A 16,570-nucleotide genomic window follows, 5' to 3' on the forward strand; every position below is an offset into this window, starting at 1 on the left:
AAACGTCGGTGCATGTCAAGGTAGTTGTCGCGTCGTTACTTCGGCACTTCGTGTTTAGGCTCTTGTAGCCGGCCGCACCTCCGAGCCGCGTTCGAACTGGGCACCAGAGTCGACGGGCGCTAGAAGGCGCCCTTTTAGTCGCCTCTGGCGCTCGCGCTGACTGGTGAGCACGGCGTCATTGTTCGCGGCGAGACGCATTGATGCCGTCTTCATGCTGCTGCCCGCTGTGCTGCTTGGCTTTGCGATAGCGCCGGCACCTTCGCATCGCGTTCGGGATTCAGCGCGACTTTGCTGATGTGCGACCAGTCCCGTGTATTGCCGGACCAGCGCGCCGGATTCGAGCGTTTGGCCTGTTCGTAGACCTCTTTGCGTGCCGCAAGAATGGTTACATCTTCGCCAGCGTGGCGCTGTGCCGGGGTGACATAGCGGATGCCGCTGTGGCGGTGATCGTGGTTGTACCAGCGCACGAACTGACTTGCCCAGGCGCGCGCTTCCTCAAGGTTTGCGACGCCCTTGCTTGGGAACTCTGGACGGTACTTGGCGGTGCGGAACAGTGACTCGACAAAGGCGTTGTCGTCGCTCACGCGCGGGCGCGAGTACGAGGGTTTCACGCCAAGCCATTGCAGCATGGCCAAGACCGTGGTCGCTTTTAGCGTCGAACCATTATCGCCATGCAAGACCGGCTTGGTGGTGTGTGTTGCGATGCCTTCAGCCAAGGCAGTCCGTCGAACCAGATGTGCGGCGTAGTCGGCGTCATCGTTGGCATGCACTTCCCAGCCTACAATTTTGCGGCTGTAAAGATCCAGGATCAGATACAGGTAGAACCACTGGCCTTGGACATCGGCCGGCAAATAGGTCATGTCCCAGCACCAAACTTGGCCTGGTGCCGTGGCGATGTGCGTGGTTGGTGGGCGACGTGGCGACGACGCCTTGGCTCGGCCCCGATGTGCCATTTGCTGATGCGCATGCAAGACGCGGTAGAACGTCGACTCGCTGGCCACGTACACGCCTTCGTCCGCCAACTGAGGCACGATGCGCGCGGGTGGTAGATCAGCGAACCGCGGCTCATTGGCGACGCGCAGCACCAACTCGCGCTGATCAGCCGTCAATGCCTGAGGCAGCGTCGGCCGTTCTGCGTTGATGCGGCCATCCGCGGGGATCGGCACATCGCTGTTTGGCCGCATCTTCTTCCAACGCTGCAGCGTTCGGATGTCGATTCCAACGATCTCGCAGACAGCATGCAAACGAGCGCCTTTCGTGTGCGCTGCCTGAATGTCCTGGACCAGGGCTTGGCGATCCTCGAAGTCGATCATTCGACCTCGCCCTTGTTGAAGATCGCCGCCACTTTTTTTGATAGCACCAGTAACGCCGCTGTCTCCGCCAGTGCGCGTTCCTTCCGCGCCAGATCTCGCTCAAGCTCCTTGATCCGCTTCCGGTCCGCGCGCGTCGCTTGTGGGCTCGCTCGCGCTTCATCAGGCGATGCCAACGCCGTCATCGCATTGCTGCGCCACTGCTCCAGATCCGTCACATACACGCCCTGAGACCGGCACCAAGCCGCCTTGTCGGCTTCATTCATCGCTGCCGTCACGATCACGGCTTCCAACCTCGCTGCAGCCGTCCACGAGCGCACCATCGCCGGTTTCGCTTGCGCGTCCTTCAACCACCGCTCAAGTGTCGAAACCGACACGCCGACCGCCTCCGAAACCACCTCAATCGAACTGCTCTCCGGCGGCAACAATCTGGCCACTGCTCTGTCTTTGAATCCTTGTCCGTATCTGGCCACTGCTCATCTTCCTATCGCCCCAGGGGTTGGGAATTCTATCGAGGCGACAACTAGTCTGACGTAGGGGGAACGTTGCCACTCTAGCAAATGACCGATCGATTGGTGCTATCAATTTGCGTGAAACCGCAGTAGTCGTTCGGCGCTGAGACCACGCTCAAGACAACAACTGCGACCTGCGCTGGCACCAGAGTCGAAGCGATGGTCTCTGTCTGAGTCATCAGATAGCGCCGATTAGCCATCACTTCAAGTAATCAGTGAATCTCACTTTTCGATGAGAGGGTGCTGAGGGTGACTAGAAATCCGCGCACTATGGTTGTTGAACCTACCTGCACACCAATCCATTATCGCCCCGACTAAGTCGCCGGATTTCGTCTCGCAGAATCGATTAGAGAAGCGAGTGGATTACGGAAAGAAGAGACGTTGTCTCAGTACTTGATATACCCGGACGCCAAGATTGCGGTCCATTAAAGTCCACAAAGATGCCCCTGTTGGGGCGACGTTCGACGGCAATAACCGTCGATCTAGCTTATATTGGTGAGCGACATGCAGATAGGTTTTTCGAATGGCGTACTCTCCCGAGCAATGTTGCTCTTTACGCTCTTGTTCGCAGGTACGGCATTGGCCGCCATTGAGGGTGCAACACCTAAATTAAATTCGGACGATGACTTCGCAATAGCGGAGTTTCGGTTCGCTGGTGCCGCTTTCGAACCCTATTTCAGCATGCCGGAGATTGAGCTCGATGACAATTTCGTCTATCGGCGCGTCCATGCCGGAACAAGCCAGGAAGTGGCGGGTACCGCGAAGCTCGCTGGTTATTCGTTTAGCCAAGTTGAGCTCCAAATGGCGTGCGACGACGGCGAGGTCCAGAAGGCTTTGGTGTCGAATGTATCTGGGTCCACTTTCTTGACGGAATTGTCAAAGGCGACGCCATCGGTCTGTAACCTTACGGTGAATGGCACGTTGACGAACGGTTCGAGAGTCAAAACATCGTCGCAAAGCGTTACGGTGGTCTGGTTGCACCCGGGTCGACCTCACTATACGCCAGATTCGGTCGTCTTTAATGTTGATGAGTCAGACAGCTATTGGCCGATGGCTCCGAGAACGATGACAACCGACACGGCCGGACTCGCTCCTTTTACGGCCACGAAGGTCGAGTACTTCGAGTTTCACGACCTATACCCCTATCAAAGCAGCAATCGTGAGTTTCGGAAGATCGGTGAATCGACTACACCGCCGTTCTCTGTGCCTGTCGGTGGCCTATTGCCCGGGACGTATGTTCTCAAAGCGGTCATTACGGATTCGGCGGGCGTCAAGTGGATTCCAAACCGTTATCGCGGCTTCATGGTCGTCCCAGATATTGCGGCCGAGATCAGTGTGTCCTCTCCTGTTACAGGAAGCACATACCAGTCAAATTCTACTATTCCGATCGTAGCTTATGCGTATTCGAGTTTGAGCTACGTCGCGAGCTTCAAGATTTTCGACGGACCCAATTCGACAACGCCGATCGCTTCTTTCACCAGAACTAGTGCATCTTCGCTGCCATTTGAATTCAACTGGTCGGCGCCGCCATTGGGCACTCGGCAGTTGTTTTTTGAGGCACGCGACGCCCGCAACAAAGTCAGTCGAGTCGGGCCCGTACAAGTCATCGTCAGCAATGCTGCGCCAAAGGTTTCGGTTTCGGTTCCTGTGGCCGATGGTGCATATCTCGCTGGAGGCGTTCCGACAACGGTGACAGCCACGATCACGGATGAACGACTTTCGGCAACGACATTGCCGTCGTTTCTCTTCACTGTTCCAAATTATTCGGCAACGGTGCTGACCGGTAGTACGCCGGTAGAGACGTCTCCCGGTTCCGGGGTTTGGACGAGTTCCGTCTCATATGTGCCGCCGACTTCAACTAGTGCGCAACTCAATTATGGTGGCAACTCTACTGTTCAGGTGACGGTTGTCGATGCGCAAAATTTGTCCGCAATCAGCGAAGCTCGAAGGTATGTGGTAACCAACGGGAGTGTTTACGATCCTCCGGCATTTGTGAAGCTAATTGAGCCCACAGCCGGTACATCTGTAAGGTCCGGATATGGTGTGACTTATGCGGCCTGTGCTGCAGATACGCCGCAGAGCGTGGGTGCAGTGAAGTTCTTCATGGGATCCACGCAACTTCACAGTGTCGGTACTGGTGCTGGTGTGACCTCACCGAAATGCCCGTTTGGGAAACTTTTCACCATATCGTCTCAGCAGCCGTTTCCAACTGCGGCACTCGGATCTGTCAATATTCGCGCCGAGGCTTTTCCTTCCAGCGCTTCGACCACAAGCCTTGGAATGTCGCCGTCGGTTTCGGTCAACGTGGTGTCCAACCTTCCACCCAAAGTTTCACCAGCGTTGAGCAATGGGCAGCTAGCGTTGACAATGCCTGTTTCCGGAATATCGGTGCAGGCTGGTGCTACCGATCAGGACGGCTCAATCGCGAGTATTGAGTACTGGTTGAATGGCGTCAAACAAACAACGTCTGCAAACCAGCCGACATTGGCTTGGACGCCAACGGAAGCGGGCACTTACTCCTGGGTGATAAAAGCCAAGGACGCGTCGAATCTGGAAACTGTGTCGGCGCCATTGGTGATATCCGTCAGTTCTGTCTCGGGGAATGTTGCACCGACAGTGAGTATCCAGACGCCGCTCGCAGGCCGTGCGTTTGAAGCTGGCACAACGGTGGTCCGACTCATCGCCGTGGCCACAGATACTGCTCCGGGTTCGATCAACAAGGTTGAGTTCTTTGACGGTGCCACCAAGTTGCCCGGGACGGTCACAACGACCGCCAACTCGGGCTACCAGCTGGATTGGGCGCTTCCGTCCGAAGGCCCGCATCGAATCACCGCAAGGGCCGTCGACAACCAAGGCGCAGTCACTGTGTCTTCGCCGATCTCAGTGCTGATTGCGCCGGGTCTTGCGCCGACGGTCAGTCTGATTTCGCCCACTGCTAGTGCCACGTATATTGCCCCTGAGAATTTCGAACTTGCAGTCAGCGCATACGACGACTTTGGCATCACCAAGGTGGAGTATTTTGACGGCACAACCAAAATTGGCGAAGTGACGAGTGCGCCGTACAGCATGGCGTGGAATGGCGTCAGTGCAACGGGACCGCACAATCTGCGCGCTGTTGCTTGGGATGCTGCAGCGAACTCGGCCAGCTCGGCCATTGTGCAGGTTCAGGTCAATGCAAATCAGGTACCGACGATTACTTTCACCTCGCCAAGTGGCCAGACCGTTCTCGAAGGCACCAATGTCCCACTTGGTGTGACGGTGACCGATCCCGACGAGCCTTCTGCTGTCGATCAAATGGAGGTGGTGTATTACCGTAATGCCGCCATGGATGCCGCGAGTGAAATTGGTCGATCGAACTACTTCCCGTATCGCTCGACTTGGCTGAACGTTCCCTTTGGCAATGGCACCCAGCAGGTGTGGGCAAGGGTTTGGGATCGGCGCGGTGGGCCATCGGCAGCGGCAACCGCTACTTTCAGCGTCGTGCAGAACCAGGCCCCGACAGTGTCGCTGACGACATCTGCGTCGAGTGGTGCTTTACTGGAAGGCGACCAGATCAACCTCACCGCGCTTGCTCAAGATAGCGACACAGGTGTTTCCAAGGTTCGATTCTATGTACGCCAAGGCAGTAACGACACGTTCCTGAGCGAGGACGCAGCCGCGCCATACAGTGCCGTTTGGACGGCGCCGGTAGTGACTGCAGGTGGCGAGCAACGTCAGCTGTATGCGGTTGCGTTCGATGCTGCAGATGCGCAGTTGTCGACAACCAGCTCGTTGGTGACGTTGACGATAAACAAGAACCGCCCACCGAGCCAGTTGATTATAGAGCAGCCGCTGGCACCGACCGGGGGTGGTATCAATGGTCTGGGGACGCCGACGATGCAGGTGGTGGCACCTGGGCAGACGCTAAATTTGCGAGCGAAGGTGACTGATCCGGACAATAACATTGAGTACGTGCAGTTCTTGTTTGAGAACTCGGTGGTCGCACGGGTTGATCGTTCCTCGCCTGGTCAGGACCTTTTTGGGACCGAGGTTGTCGTGCCGAGCAACTGGTATTCGGGCACGATGAATGATCGAGCGCCTTTGATTAGTGCGAAGGCGTTTGATACGAAGGGCCGTTGGATTGTGACAAATGCACCGGTAGGTATTGATGCCAGTGGTTACGACTTGTGTGGTGGTAGTGCTGGGCCGTGCGAAAATTTGAGTGTGCCGATTCTGGTCGTGCCGACTGGTGCGGCTGGGGCACAGGCGCCCTGCGGTGGTTTGAGTGGAGCCTGCACCAATTTGCGTCATGAGGTTGCTAACGGGACTCGGGTCGAGGCCGAGCGCTACGATCAAGGCGGCAATGGTGTTGGTCATTTTGAGCGCGACTACTATGTTGGTGGTGTAGACGGATTGACGAGCGCGCGTGGTGATGCGGTGGATGTGTTGCCGACGAGTAGTTGTCCGTTGGTGGCAGGGCAGTCCTATGTGGATTTGGTGCCTGGTTGCGTGGTTAGCAATTTGGACAATGGCGAGCGTCTACGCTACTCGGTGACGGTGCCTGTGCCGCCGCAAGGAGCGAGTGGGACGACGTTTACGCCGAAATATCGGATGTGGATTCCAGCATTTGCTGAGTTTGATTATCCGATTGCGAACCAACAGGTGTTGAACAACCAATCGATCAGTACGAGTCTGAATGTTCATGGTGTGGCAAATGGGGTGTCAAGGACTCTGAAGTTCTACACCTCTGCGACATCAACGACTCCGATACGGACGTGGACAGGAACGGCGAGCAGCGACATTTCGGTGAACTGGACGCCATCGGTGACGAGCGTGCCCGGCAATGCGACCTTGTATGTTGATCTGCATGAAGGCAGCAGCGCTGCACTTTCGCGGAGCAAGATCACGGTGCGGGTGGTGTCGGTATTGGACGAAGCCCAGCCTCCTTCCGAGGTGCTAGGTGTTCAGCTGCCGGAGGATGTGGATTATTCAGCCGGCTTTGAAGTCTACGGTTCGGGTGGATTGCTTCGCCAGCCGGACGCGGTGACGTCGGGATGTGTCCCGGCTCCGCGGGTCAAAGAGTCGGACTCGCCGACGGATCGCTGGTATTTGGTGTCCGGCTGTCAGTTCACTTTGCCGCAAGGTGAGTACGTAATGTCGTACAGCTCGCCTTCGGATGGTTTGAAGTTGGACTGGTTCCGGTTTGATACGGGGAATGGGGGCGCTACCACGGTCGACGCGAGCATCGTGTCGCCTGCGAACCAATCGCAGTTTCAGCTTGGTACGCCGATTACGATCCAAGCGGACGTGATTGGTGCGCAAGCTGGCAGCACGGCCGTGAACTTCTATCAGAACGGCACGTTAATAGGTGCAGACGAAGACGGTTTGGCGCCGTACACCCTAACTTGGACGCCTCCGGCCCTGGGTTCCTACAATCTCACGGTGCAAGCCACGGTGGGTTTGGTTACCGATGTGTCACCTGCTGTGTCCGTCACGGTGGTGCCGGGCGCATCGAACGCGCCGCCGATGCTCGCCATTCAGAAACCTTCGGGGGATGTTACCGTAGGTGCCGTGGTGGAGTTGGAAGGCACGGCCGTTGATTTGGATGGGACGGTGGCGCCTGCAAGCGTTTACTTTGATATTCGGAACAGTTCTGGCGCTGTGTTGGAGTCCTTGGCGGCCGAGCCATCGCCGATTGGCGGTAGTGGTGCGTACAAAAAGAACTGGACTGCCAACGTGGCACCTGGGAGCTACAGCGTTCGGATGCGCGCGCTTGATAACCTTGCGGCGAGCGGGGAGGCGATTCGGTCATTCTTGGTGGTGAGCCCAGGTGTGGTGATCCCGCATGAGGCGATTGCGGAGATTCCGGGCTCGGTGAGTCCGCAGTCCGATGGTGTCGGCGCAACAGCCGGTCAGTTCCGGGTGGATGAGGGCGGCAGCGCGACCTATAGCATTCCGCTGCTGACGCTGCCAGGTCGAGCGGGTGTTGGTCCGCAGATGAGCCTGAATTACAGCTCGCAAGGTGGCGGTGCCGGCGTTGCCAAGGGCTGGTCCATTGGTGGCACCTCGGCGATTAGCCGCTGCCGCAATGCCTTTGAGCATGGCGATGACGCCGCGTCGATGGTGTTGGACGGTCAAGAGCTTTCAGCGGGCAGTCCTGGAATCAGCTTTACCGACCAAGACCGGTTCTGCCTGGATGGGCAGAAGCTCGTGGTGGTACCAGGAACAGGTAACTACGGCGATAATGGCACGGAGTACCGTACCGAGATTGACCAGTTTGCCCGGATTCGCTCGTTCGGCGGCGGCGCCTTGGGTCCGCGCTATTTCCTGGTGGAGCGCAAAGATGGCTCGGTGGCGTGGTATGGCGGATCGATTGACACTTCAGCGCTGCCACAGGTTTTGAGCCCAGGCCCGATCGCGCGCCCTGATGCCTATCTGCAGCGCAATCAGAACGCGGGCGTTGAGAGCCCGATCGCGCCAGCCCCATTCAGCCAGCCGGCCTTGACCTGGGCGCTCGCGCGGACCATGGATTCGATGGGTAATTACATCGACTATGTCTATACCAAGGACGATGCGCGTGCGGAGCTGCTGATTTCGGAAGTACGCTATACCGGCAAGATGTACTTGCAGGGGCAGCTCCCCCAGGAGGCCTATTCGGGAACCTTCGCGGCGATCCAGTTTGTCTATGACCCGTTGCCAGCGGCTGCAGTGAGCGTGTCTTACCAAATCGGCATGCTGAGTAGCCAGACAAAATACCTGAAGCGCATCAAGTCAGTGACCGGTGCGACGGTGATGCGCGAGTACATTCTGAATTCAGAGCTGTCGGCGAGCGGCTCGGATGCGATGTTGTTGAAGTCGCTGACCGAGTGCCGTGGCAGCGTGTGCTATGCCCCAACGACGTTTGAGTGGGCGGAGCAGAAGCACGTCATGCAAGCCACGCAGACCTTGGACTGGGCGTCGTCAGTGAATGGCGTCATCAACACGGGCAAGAGCCGGACCAATCGGATCGGTGACGTGGACGGCGATGGTCTGATGGATCTCGTCTGGTTGGGTAAGGCGCAGGTCGGTGGAACGGTGTATGACACTGGGATTTGCAGTGCTGAGCACACGGCGATCTGGGTGCGTTATGGCTCGGTGGTGGACCATGGCGACGGCAGTAAGCGCTTCGAGTTCAAAGATGTGCCGCAAAAGCCGTTCTGCGTGGCCGATGAGATTCCAAGGGATAAGATCGAGGGGTTGATGAACCTCATCGATTTCAATGGCGATGGTGCCGATGATTTGATGCTCGGCGATTACATTGATGTTGGCGCGAACGAGACGACGGGGCGCTGGCACATCTATCCATCAATTGGTCGACGTGCTTTCTATGCGCGACCAGACGATACCCAATATCCTCCTGATCAAGATAGTACGGACGATACGGCGTTTGTTCGGCAGCCGTACGCGCCATCGACCAACGATCTACTGCCGGCTTGTAACGACTCAGACCCGACCGAGGCGCAACACTGCTTGCCCATTTCGAAGAACGGGGCTTTGGTGCAGTTGTCGGATTTCAACGGCGATGGTTTGCAGGATGTGCTGTATGGCGTCAATAACGAATACGGCTTTGACCAGCTGCGCATTCGGCTGCAGGAGCCGGTCCCGGGCAGTAGTCCAAGAAGGTATCGATTCAGTCGAGAAATCAAGGTTGCAATTGACTGGTCGCGTGACGTTGCAACGGAGCAGTACTGCGGCTTCGAGCCCGGCGCCAACATCCCGATTGACGGTATCGATGGAAGCGTTCCATCTGGCGACGTATTCATCACCTGTACGCTGAACCTCCGTGCTGCTGAGGATCAACGAATCCCTGGGCCATCTGTGATTGATTTGGATGGCGATGGTCACGCCGATCTATTCGCGACGGTCAAGCACGTCCGGACACGGTTCGATGTTGATAGCAGCAACACCGAGTGCGTTGATCCCCAGCGTCCCGTGAGCCGACTGCCGTCTGGCAGCTGGAATACGAATTCACTGGTCTCCTATGGCAGTCTGCCACAGGGTGACCGCGACGATCTACCTTCGGACAATAGCAACGAGGAGGTTGAGGCGGCCAATTTGGAAGCTTTGGCCATTGCCTATGCCGGGAACCCAGACACGAAGCTGTGGGATTGCGCGGGTGGCGACTTGATCGAAGACCGCCATACCGGCTTCTTGCTTGCTGGCTTTGAAGCGAGCAGCGATCCAGCCTTTGCCATGGTGGCGCGCTTCAAGGAATACGATTATGTGCCTGGCAGCCAGAAAGTCACCAATCGAGGTTGGCTGCAGACGCCTTCTGACTTGGCCTATGAACAACTCCGCCTGCCACGTATGGTGGATATGAACGCGGATGGTTTACAGGATTTGGTGTTCTTGGACTATCGGCCGACCTTTGGTGGCGATCCGGTTGGCAAGGTGTTGACCTTGCTGAATCTGGGCACCCGTTTCCAGACCTTGGCAGAAGGGACGGTGTCGCACGACATCAGCACCCAAAAGTTCATTGAGTTTGCCGACATTAGCGGCGATGGCTTGCCGGACTTTCTGTTCCCGCGTGCCCTGGACCAGAGTGGCGGTGAGGAAAACAATCGCTTTGTCTATCGCATTACGCGTAATGATGGTCGGCCGGGTGTGCCAGATTGTGCGCTTGGCAATTTCTGCGACACCACCGGCAATTACGACACGCTGATCCATGGCAATGATCCGAAGAATTGGACACGGTTCTTTGGCGACTTCGATGGCGATGGTGCGTTGGACTACGTCGGTATCCAGATGGCACATAGCAACGGTGGCGGGGCGGGTGGTCCTGGTGCCCAGCAGAACAATTTCAAGACTTCCCGAGGGGCGGCGCGCTCATCGGCCAGTCCAATGCGGTATCGCAACCGTGACGCCTTGTTGAGCTTTACCAACGGGTTAGGGGCGAAGACCGAGATCAATTACGAGCCGCTGACGAACGGTGCGGTCTACCAGCGTAGCAAAGACGCGCGTGGCTTCAACGCTGGGCGCGGCAGCGCTATGCATGATCTGTTGGCCTCGATCTATGTGGTGGCCAAGGTTCAGAGTGATGCCCCGACCGATGCCGACCCGAATGGCAAGGCGAAGGTCTACTACCAATACCGCAATGCTCGAATGCAGGGTGGTGGGCGTGGCTACCTGGGTTTCGGCGAAATCCGCACCTTTGATACGAATTTCCCAGATCAGCATGTGGTGACCATCACGCAGTACAGCCAGACATTCCCGTTTGTCGGGATGCCGCGCGAAACGCGGAAGTACCTGGTTGGGACTGCGTACGTTGAGAGTCAGTGTTTGGGCGCCGAAGGGCCTGAAATCGTACCGACCAATTGCTTTAGCCCTGGCGATCCGATTGCTGGCCTGCACTTCAACGAAACGGGTTTCGACAAGCTGATCAGCTATGCCTGGAGTGAGTTCGATTTGACGGCAACGACGCCAGGTTCGGTGTATCCGTTCGTGAAGGCGAGCTTTGAGGCGACCGGGAACCCGGACAGCAATAACAGCCACGAAACGATCGGCACGACAGTCACGTATTTGCGGCCTGATGTGAGCAATCCCGAGCCTGCTTACCGCAGTAACCAGATTACTGCCGATCAGTATTTGCTGAAGGGCCAGAACTACGCCTCGCTGACCGCGCTGCGTGCAGCGGCGCAAACAGCGGTGGTCTCGGATAGCGGGCTGTGCAGTACCGGCAAATGCGTGACGCGAGTGTTTACCGATTCCAGCTTTGGCGACAATGTCGATGATTGGCGCTTAGGCCGGATGTTGACGACGAAAGTCGATCACTATCGTTACGATGCGAACGGCAATCCACCGATTCAGCCGACGACTCGCAGAACTGCATTCACCTATGACTTGCTCAGTCCCGCGAAGACTGGGCTGCTGGTGACGCAGACGCTGCAGCCGGATCGGACCGACAGTCAATTCCTGAAGACGATCCACTTCCGGGATCAGTACGGAAACATCACCAAGACCATGACATGTAGCTACGTCGCTGCAGTGGAAACAGATTGCGACGAGGAATCCGATATCAGTGCGATCCTGCAGCGTCCTGTCGGCGTCAGTGATTCGCCGCTGGACTATGTGCATCGCTACGTTGAAGCCAAGTTCAGCGCGGACGGGCGGTTTGCCGATGGCAGTTACGTACCGTACTTCAGTGGCTCGGAAGGCTCCACAACCCAAGTCGACCGTCGGTTGAGCGGCGAGGTCTTGGTTCGCGACGAATTGGGCAATGTGCTTCAGGCCCGAGACGTCCATGGCATCACGGCGACAACGACGTTTGGGCCCTTTGGTCGCGCGCAGACCACGCAGGGGCCGGATGGCTCGGCGTCCGCCAATGAGTTCCATTGGTGCAACGGCAAAGCGCCGGCGAACACCGGTCAAGTAGCGGATTGCCCCAGCAATGCCGTGTTCCGGCAGACTAGCTATGTTCGCGGCGGTGCGCGCAGCGTGGCCTTCTTTGACAAGCTCGGTCGAAAGTTCCTGAGCGTTTCGGAAGGTGCAAATGCCGACCTGTCTGGTGACAGTCGCTGGACGGCGGTCTGCAATAGCTATGACACACGCGGTCGCGCCGAGTCGGTGTCGGATCCGTTCTTCGTCGATACCGCCACCACGGGCTTGCTGCCACGGTTGGTGTCGGTTCCGGACTGCAGTAGTCGAATTGGCTCCAGAACGACCTACGACTATCTGGATCGCATCCTGACGATTCGCATGTCGGAGGACTTTACCGACCAGGGACCGGCCAATACGGTCAAGACCTACAATGGTCTGACGACCATCACCACCGTCAACTTCAAACGAAATGGTATTCTGAAGGCGCTGTCTCAGACCGAGATCAAGGACGCTTCGGGTTTGATTGCGCGATCGATTGATCAGGACGGCAAAGAGGCACGTTATCGTTACGACAACACCGGTAACTTGATCGAGGTACGCCGGAATGCCGCTTCGAACACGCCGGAGATCGTGTCGTCGATCACCTATGACGACCTCGGTCGCAAGACGGGTCAGTCGGATCCGGATGCCGGGCTTGCCAGTTACGTGTACAACGCGGCTGGTGAGATGATCTGTGGTCGCGATGCGCGAGGATTTGTCACGGTCACCGACTATGACATCCTGGGTCGTGCGTGGCGGGAGCGCAACGAACGCGGGACTTGCGCGGTGACGACCGATCGAAGGACGATTCCGGTCGGCGAGGCGCTCGCCGCCCCGACTACGGGCGAATCGCGGATCGTCGAAATGACCTGGTTCGACTACGGCGTCAGCGGCGGCCATAGCGGCCTCGGTATGGCGTTCAAGACGGCGCGATACCAGACCATCGGTGCGAACTATGGGCAGACGGACCTGATGACCAAAACGGTCAGCTGGGATCATCTGCGCCGTCCGACTGGTTCGACCACCAGCTTCGCCTATGCGGTCGACAATGACCCGACCGTCGAGTCGTACACAGATGCCATCACCTACGACAGTATTGGCCGCCCCGCGACCAATACCGATGCCAGTGGGGGCGTGACCGAGAACATGTACTCGAGTCATGGGTTCCTGCGTCGCGTGCGCAGTGCCACCCAGCCGAGCTTGGTCTACTTCGAAGCACTGGCAGCCAACGAGCGCGGACAAGTCACCAAAGAGCGCAAGCATGGCAACGTGGCCATCACCACGAGGCGGGATTACAACCCCTACACTGGGCGTATCGAAGGGATCCAAACCGGTACCGATAACGGCAACGCGCTGCTCGACAATCCGGTGCAAGACCTGAGCGTGGGCTGGGATGTGCTCGGCAATTTGACCAACCGTCAGGACCTGCGCCAAGGATTGGTGGAGGCATTTACCTACGACAACCTGAATCGTCTGCTACTCGGTCGCGTGCACCAGAACGGCGCTTTGCGCGGGGACTCGATCAGCCTCGGCTATGACGCACTCGGCAACATTTGCAGCAAGGCCACACCGGCTGGCGCGCAGACGTATCAATACGGCAATGGCAGTGCCTGTGGAACCCCCGACACGAGCAACCCACGGCCGCATGCGGTCACGCAGATGCAGGGACCAACCGGCACGTTTACCTATCAGTATGACGAAGCCGGTAACCAGACGCGCGCCGATCACAGCAACAACGCCAAGGATCGCGACATTCGGTTTGGTGCAGAGGGTCTGGCCGATCGAATCGTGGTCGGCAATGGCAACTCCAGCTCGGACTTCCGTTATGGGCCAGGCGGACGCTACCTGCGTACGGACGTCAAAGACGGGATCACAACGATTACCCGCTACGTCAGCGGCATCGAACTGATCACGAAACGGCAGGGTGGGGTAGAGACTAGTCGAGAGCGGAAGCGCTATATCGGTGGCTTCTTGATCCTGACGCAAAAAATCCAGAGTGGCGGCACCGTCACTGAGGACTACCGCTACCTGCTTGGCGATCACCTGGGTTCCACCGATACCTTGGTCGACGAACAGGGCGTGGTGAAGGAGCGCCTGAGCTTCGATCCACACGGCAACCGCCGCGCGGCCGAAGGTGCCGGCGTCTGGATCACCGCGGTCAGCAACTACCAAGCTGCCAACACCACGCACGGCTTTACCGGGCACGAGCACATCGATCACGCCGAGATCGTGCATATGAACGGCCGCCTCTACGACCCGATCCTCGGCCGCATGCTAAGCCCGGATCCGATCGTGCAAGAGCTCTACAACCTGCAGAACCTGAATCGCTATACCTATGTTCTCAACAACCCGCTAAGCCTGACGGATCCGACCGGGTTGAGTTGGATGGACAGCAATTGGCGATCGGTTGCGGCAGCAGTGATTGTGGTCGCGGCGATTGCAATCCCAATTCTTGCCAAAGAGGCGGCTGCGGCAGTCAAGTTCGCCGTAGCGGTCTCAGCAGGTGCCGCGTCCGGCGGAATTGGCTCTGCCAGTACGAAGGGGGCGCTGATTGGTGCCTTCAGTGCCGCGGTATTCTTCGGAATAGGACAACACTTTCAGGGGGTCGCAAACGGAAATCAGTTATCGAACGGTGCGGTTGACTCGCTCGTTGAATCGAGTCTCGGCAACTACATCGACTTCTCGGGCTACTATGCGAAGACTCTCGAAGGCGGGCTCACGGCTGGTCAGATGGCGGCAAAGGTTCTTGCGCACGGAATCGCTGGTGGCGTGACTCAGACGCTTGGAGGTGGAAAGTTCGGGGCAGGTTTCTTGGCGGCCGGCATTACGCAACTGCTGGCTCCGGGCATTGACAAGATCGGTGGCGACAACTTCGTCGGGAAAGCTCAGCGAGTGATTGTATCGGGCTTGATCGGTGGCACCATGTCCGTCGTTACCGGAGGGAAGTTTGCAAGCGGAGCGCTAACCGCGATGTTCTCTCGGGCCTTCAATGACGAGATGTCTCACATGCCATGCGAGAGCTCATTCGACTGTGAGCAAATGAGAGCGATCGATCAATATCTCTCCGGAGATATTTCTGAGAAGCAGATGAATGATGTGTTCTTCTGGCAGGGTGCTGGCGGAGTCCTAGGCGCGGCGACCGCTGGCGTTATAACACGCTATGGCGTGCCACTTGTAAAGTTGGGGCAGAGGGCGGCACAGGCACAGGCGCTGCAATGGGTACTCATACCCAATACGTTGAGATATCAAGACCAGAACTACGTGAGACTTGTCCTTTTCATTGCGGGCTTCAGTCCCGAGAAGTACACTGGTGAAACCGTCGGTGCATGGAGGATGGTCTGGAAGAACCCGCCATCTAAGCCGAGCATACTTCGTCGACTAAAGGGAACTGCAGTTCAGTGGTCCCCAGAAGGAAACAGGATGCATTTGTTTCCTTACTACAAGGTAACTGGAGGGCCGTTAGGCACTACACGAGTTCCATACCTGTTGGACATTAGCAATGTTCCTAGCAGTCGGTAGTTGGAAGGTGTTACTGAAGGATATTCGTTTTGAAAGAATTGCAGAGGTTTCAGATATTGAGACGAGTGCTTATGTGGCGAGACCATAAAGACGTTGTTTTAGGCGACATTTGTGAGAAGCTTAAATCGCACATTGTTAGCGATTATTCGCCTGTGTTCATTCAGCACTTTGAAATTGATAGTGCACTCAGCACTTTCGGATTTGATCGAGCTGTTGTTGCGTCGGCGGTTGAGTCTGCTTCGCTGTCGAAAACTGAGTTTCTTGTGCATGCGTTGGCAGAAATATTCGAAGAGTTTGAGGTACGGCCTTCCGAGTTTTTAGCTCAGCACTGTAGTGCTACGGTGGCAGCAAACTGTCAGACGGATGTTCCGGATAGTGCTGAGTCATTAATTCGAGGTCTTTCGACTGGATCGAGCTTCGATCATGCGATTCCAAAACTTGTTGTATATGCCAGTCAGGTGGCTCTCGCTATCTACTGTGAAGGGAACGGGGGGGCACTTGTTGTAGTCTTCTTGAAAACTGAAGCTGTAGGTTCGCTGGGTAGGTGATATTGCCCCCGAACGCCCGAATGGCGCAATGCGCGCAGCGCATTGTGCCGAATGGGGTTGTCGAGTGGGTAACGATTGCGAGACTTGCAATACGAGGTTCGAAGGGGCAGTCACGATGGCGGTCAAGTGGTTTCTCCGCGTGTCTGCGGCGCAATGCGCTGTGCTTATTGCGCCCTACGTGCTACGCCGTCAGCTATGTCCGGCGCGCTTGGTTGTTGCTGAACAAGGCCACGAGAACGGCGAAGTCATGCGATCTAGGCCTAGACTCTTTGCGCAGTAGCTGCGGCCAGGCGGACCGATGATTGAA

The 16,570-nt window shown here is 57.2% G+C and carries 3 protein-coding genes and 1 pseudogene; 2 read left to right on the plus strand and 2 right to left on the minus strand.

Going from position 1 to position 16,570, the window contains the following annotated elements; translation table 11 throughout:
• Positions 1–209: 209 nt before the first annotated feature.
• Both C7S18_RS07745 and C7S18_RS24445 read right to left on the minus strand, forming a co-directional pair.
• Positions 210–1,783, minus strand: a pseudogene (locus C7S18_RS07745) (IS3 family transposase).
• 648 nt (positions 1,784–2,431) lie between these two features.
• Positions 2,432–2,611: a hypothetical protein gene (locus C7S18_RS24445; RefSeq protein ID WP_170113164.1), complete on the minus strand. Its 180-nt coding sequence runs from the start codon at positions 2,609–2,611 to the stop codon at positions 2,432–2,434.
• Between the two features lie 1,578 nt (positions 2,612–4,189).
• Here C7S18_RS24445 and C7S18_RS07750 point away from each other — a divergent pair.
• Positions 4,190–15,715 carry an Ig-like domain-containing protein gene (locus C7S18_RS07750; RefSeq protein ID WP_170113165.1) on the plus strand — a complete coding sequence of 3,842 codons (11,526 nt, stop codon included), beginning with the start codon at positions 4,190–4,192 and terminating at the stop codon, positions 15,713–15,715.
• Between the two features lie 29 nt (positions 15,716–15,744).
• Positions 15,745–16,263 carry a hypothetical protein gene (locus C7S18_RS07755; RefSeq protein WP_146151808.1) on the plus strand — a complete coding sequence of 173 codons (519 nt, stop codon included), beginning with the start codon at positions 15,745–15,747 and terminating at the stop codon, positions 16,261–16,263.
• Positions 16,264–16,570 lie beyond the last annotated feature (307 nt).

The sequence above is a fragment of the Ahniella affigens genome (genome assembly GCF_003015185.1).
Taxonomy (GTDB): domain Bacteria; phylum Pseudomonadota; class Gammaproteobacteria; order Xanthomonadales; family Ahniellaceae; genus Ahniella; species Ahniella affigens.